We start from the raw sequence: 4062 nt of genomic DNA, 5'->3' as shown, positions 1-4062 counted from the left end.
CTCATGCTCGACTACATCGCGACGACCGAGGCCACCGGCGAGCTCCCGCTCTACAACCCGGACACGTACGAACAAGCGCTCGCCTTGGGCAGCGTGCCCGGGCGCTGGAGTTCGGGGACCAGACCGCGGGTGATCGCCGGAAGGTCGTGGCCGGCGACGGCGGGACGCAGCCGGAAGCCGGTCAGCCCGGCGCTCTGCAACTCCTGTAGTAGGTCGGCGAGTTGGGAGGGGGTGCCGGTGAAGGTCAGAGCGTCACTCGTGTACGGCTGTCCCGCGAGCGCGTCGAGCCGTTCCCGGCGGGTGGTGGCGGCGGCCGGGTCGTCGTCGAGGAAGACCACCAGGTCGCCGAAGACATGCAGGGGTTCGGCGGCTCGCCCCGCCGCGTTCTGCTCGGCGCTGATCTGGGCGACGATCGCGCGGGCCTCGTCGGCGTCGAACGGGGTGACATAGCCGACGTCCGCGGCGCGGGCCACGAGCCGGTACGGGACGGTGTCGTGGGCCAGGGCGCTGACGATCGGCTGGCCCTGCGGCGGGCGGGGCGTGATGGAGGGACCCTTGACACTGAAGTGCCGGCCCTCGAACTCGATGTAGTGCAGCTTGTCGCGGTCGATGAAGCGGCCGGTGGCGGCGTCCCGTATCTCCGCGTCGTCCTCCCAGCTGTCCCACAGGCGGCGCACCACCTCGACGTGGTCGGCGGCCTCGTCGAACAGGTCGGTCACCACCTCGCGGGCGTCCGGGCTGTCGTAGGCCTCGATGCGGGGGATGGTGCGGCGGCCGAAGTGCGCCGCCTCGTTCGGGCGGGCGGTGATCTGCACGCGCAGGCCGGCGCGGCCGGTACTGACGTAGTCGAGGGTGGCGATCGCCTTGGAGATGTGGAACGGCTCCGTGTGGGTGACCACCGCGGTCGGGACCAGGCCTATGTGCCGGGTCAACGGTGCCACTCGAGAGGCGATGAGGACGGCGTCGAGGCGGCCGCGAACCTGGTCGGTGCGCTCGTCCGGGTCCAGGAAGTGGGAGGACTGCGGTCCGAGGCCGTCCTCGATGGTCACGAAGTCGAGCAGGCCGCGCTCGGCCTCCGCGACGAGATCGGCCCAGTAGGCGGCAGTGAACAGGTCCCGGGGGCGGGCCACCGGCTCGCGCCAGGAGGCGGGATGCCAGCCGGTGCCGTCCAGGGCGACGGCAAGGTGCAGGGAAGAAGGGGGCGTTGAGGACACGAGTGGGTGCCTTCCTGGAAGTCCTTACGAGATCGCCGGCCCTCGCGCAGGGAGGGGCACGGCGGTGACGAGCGCAGCGGGACGGGGTCCCCCGCCGACGGCTGGGGGAAAGGTCAGGGGCGACAGAGCGCGCCGGCCACGCGCTGCAGATCTATGTGCGGCCGGGAGTGGAGGCGGACGACGCGGCGCGGGTTCAGGACACGGGGGTGGGGCAGGTGTCGCACGTGCCGCACCTCCGTCCGCCGCGCCGCAGTGCACATTCCGTCGTGAGTCACAACGCCCCGGCTCCGCGGTGTGTTCCTGGCGTGCGCACCTGGAGGATCCTCGTCCGGCGGCGCAGGGTGAAGCCGATCGACTCGTACAGCCGGATGGCCTGTGTGTTGGTCGCGGAGGCGTGCAGCAGCGGGGTGTCCCCGCGTTCCCGGATGCTTGCGGCGACCGCGCGCACCAGCCGGGTGGCCAGTCCACGGCCTCGGTATGCCGGGTCGGTGCAGACGGCGCTGATCTCCGTCCAGCCGGGCAGCCTCAGCCTCCCCCAGCCTCCGGCCGGGGGGGACTCCCATCTCGCTTCGCTCGCCGGCCATGGCGACAAGCCGCCCTTGGTGCCGGATGCCGAGATAGGTGCCGAGTTCGACGGTCCGCTTCGGGAAGGGTCCCGGTCTGGTGCGGGCGACCAGGTCCAGGATCTCCGGTACGTCGTCGGGCCCGAGCCGCACCGCCTCCGGGGCGGGCTCGGCCCGCAACGCGGTGTCGATCAGTTGGACGCCCCGTCCGCCGCCGACGACCTCCCAGCCACGCGGGACACTCTCGACTCCCTTGATGCTTACGACGGTTTCCGGTCCCAGGAGCGTGTGCAGGTCCGCCCAGGCGGCAGGATCCGCCGGATCGGCGACGGCGGCGAACGCATAGACGTCGGCCGGATACCGGGCGGCTCGGCCCACCCGTTCCGCGAGGCGGGCGTGCGGGCCGACCAGTGCGGCCCAGACCGGGTTGTCCAGAAAGTGTGTGCTCGGGTTGGCCGGCGCTGAGGGGATCACCCCACCATGTCTAACAGGCAGTTCAGGGATGAATCATTGCAGCTGCATGAAATTCCGCCGGGTCTGGTCCGGCTCGGGCCGCGGGTATGCCGACCTGCCACACCGCCGTGGCCCCCGCGGTGGCGGCGCGCCGAGCACAGCCGTGGCCGTATAGCCGCTCACCGCCACCCTTCGATGCCGGGCCGGGTCGTCCGTCGGCACGCCACCACCGAAGCGAGCAGCACCCGCGAGCGCGTCTGAGACGCCCTCGATGGCACCGAGGGCCGTCGCCGGCGCACCGAGCGGGCGAGGTCTCCGTCATGGCAGGCAGTCTGCCGGGCAGCCGGAGCGCTGCCCAGTGGACGATCACACCACGGAGTGCCGGTCGCACCCGGTGCCGGTGCCGCTCACAGCGTGCCGAACAGGCGCGCGGCGTTGCGCAGGGCGTGCGTCGCGACCCGCTCACCGAGGACGAGACCGGCCTCGTCGGCCGAGCGGGTGTGGATGCCGGAGTACACGCGGGCATCGACGTTCTCCTGGGACAGTCGGCTCCAGGACGTGTAGGTGCGGGTCACTCCGGGGGCGGTGGGGCTGGTCAGCTGGAAGGGCGCCGTGCGCGGCCCGACGAGCGCCGAGAGGACCGCTTCCGCGGCGCCCGAGTACGTGTTGTGGCCGCTGGGGTAGTCGGGATGGGCCGGCGTGGTGTGCAGCGGCGTCCATGCGGGGTCGGGGTCGATCGAACCGGTACGGATGGCCGTGACCGGGCGCCACCGCAGATAGGCGTACTTGGTGTTGGAGGTGGCGATCTGCGTGTCCACCAGGGCGACGTGGAACAGGGCCACCAGCCTGGCCCGTCCCGCGCTGGAATGCGGTGACCGGGCGAGGGCCACCCGCAGTGGCTCGGTGTACAGCGTCAGTGAGGAACCGAGCCAGAAGGTGGCGGTCTCTGTCTGCTTCTGAGTGCGTGCGGTGCTGTCCACCGCCCCGTATGCACGGACTTCGGCCAGGTCGGCGCGGTAACGCGCGGAGTCCAGGGCGGGCGGTGCGGGCAGCCGGTACTGGTCGGGGCTGTTCAGCAGGAAGGGCCGGGCGAGCCGGTTACCGTACTGCGCGGCCGGGGCGTGGGCGGGCGGGGTAGGCTGCCACACTCCAGGGGCCGCCGGCGGGACGGTGAACGGCGCGTTGACCGAGGCCGGGTCGAGGCCGTCACCCTCGCGGGCGGCGAGCACCAGCCGCGCCTGGCGGGCACCGGCCGCCACGCCCTTCGACTCGGCCGCTCCGTCGGGAACGCCCTGAAGCGTCGCGCGCAGAGCGGCGTCCAGTTCCTGACTGCGGGAGGGGATTAGCGCCACCAGAGCGTCGTGTACGGCGGACGCGAGGGCCGCGTCCTGGAAGTCGCCCCGGTCGACGCCGGACGGCACCACGCGGGTGGCTCGGGCCGCCGCGAGCCAACTGACGGCCCAGGTGCGGCTGTTCGTGATCTGCGTCGGGGCGCCGCCCGCTGCGATGGTGGCCGCTGTCGTGTCGTACCAGTCGAGCACCACGGACGAGCGTGGCTGCTCCTCCACCACGGCGGCCGCGGTGGACGGGACGGTGACGGAGGCGGCCAGCAGGACGGCCGAGCCCAGCGCCACCAGGACGGGACGGACGGCATGACGGTTTCTGAACGGGTTCACGCGTACTCCTTCGCGGACGTGCGGATGACCGGTGGTGTTGTTGACGCCGGGGAGTGAGCGGCGAGGTGAACTCCCTTGCGCAGCTTGGTCGTTGCAGTGGTTGTCGTGGTGTGTGTCATCGGGCCGGCTCCGTGTCTCTGTCGTATCGGCCGGCGG

General features: G+C 72.1%; 4 protein-coding genes and 1 pseudogene. All 5 read right to left on the bottom strand.

Annotated elements, in window-relative coordinates; genetic code table 11:
* Window positions 1-50: 50 nt before the first annotated feature.
* Window positions 51-1214, bottom strand: coding sequence for an LLM class flavin-dependent oxidoreductase (locus ACTWQJ_RS47640; protein ID WP_443312609.1), 1164 nt, complete (start codon window positions 1212-1214; stop codon window positions 51-53).
* A gap of 113 nt (window positions 1215-1327) precedes the next feature.
* Window positions 1328-1474: a putative leader peptide gene (locus tag ACTWQJ_RS47635; protein ID WP_443312610.1), complete on the bottom strand. Its 147-nt coding sequence runs from the start codon at window positions 1472-1474 to the stop codon at window positions 1328-1330.
* Window positions 1475-1485: 11 nt separating this feature from the next.
* A pseudogene (locus ACTWQJ_RS47630) lies at window positions 1486-2272 on the bottom strand (GNAT family N-acetyltransferase).
* A gap of 365 nt (window positions 2273-2637) precedes the next feature.
* Complete coding sequence (locus tag ACTWQJ_RS47625; protein WP_443312608.1) at window positions 2638-3906, bottom strand: vanadium-dependent haloperoxidase; 1269 nt, start codon at window positions 3904-3906, stop codon at window positions 2638-2640.
* Window positions 3903-4025, bottom strand: a complete 123-nt coding sequence (locus tag ACTWQJ_RS47620) for a hypothetical protein (RefSeq protein ID WP_443312607.1) — start codon at window positions 4023-4025, stop codon at window positions 3903-3905. Before ACTWQJ_RS47620 ends, ACTWQJ_RS47625 begins: the two co-directional genes overlap by 4 nt.
* Window positions 4026-4062 lie beyond the last annotated feature (37 nt).

This window comes from Streptomyces sp. KR55 (assembly GCF_052245645.1).
Lineage (GTDB): Bacteria > Actinomycetota > Actinomycetes > Streptomycetales > Streptomycetaceae > Streptomyces > Streptomyces flavusporus.
This window is presented reverse-complemented; position numbering and strand designations above follow the sequence as displayed.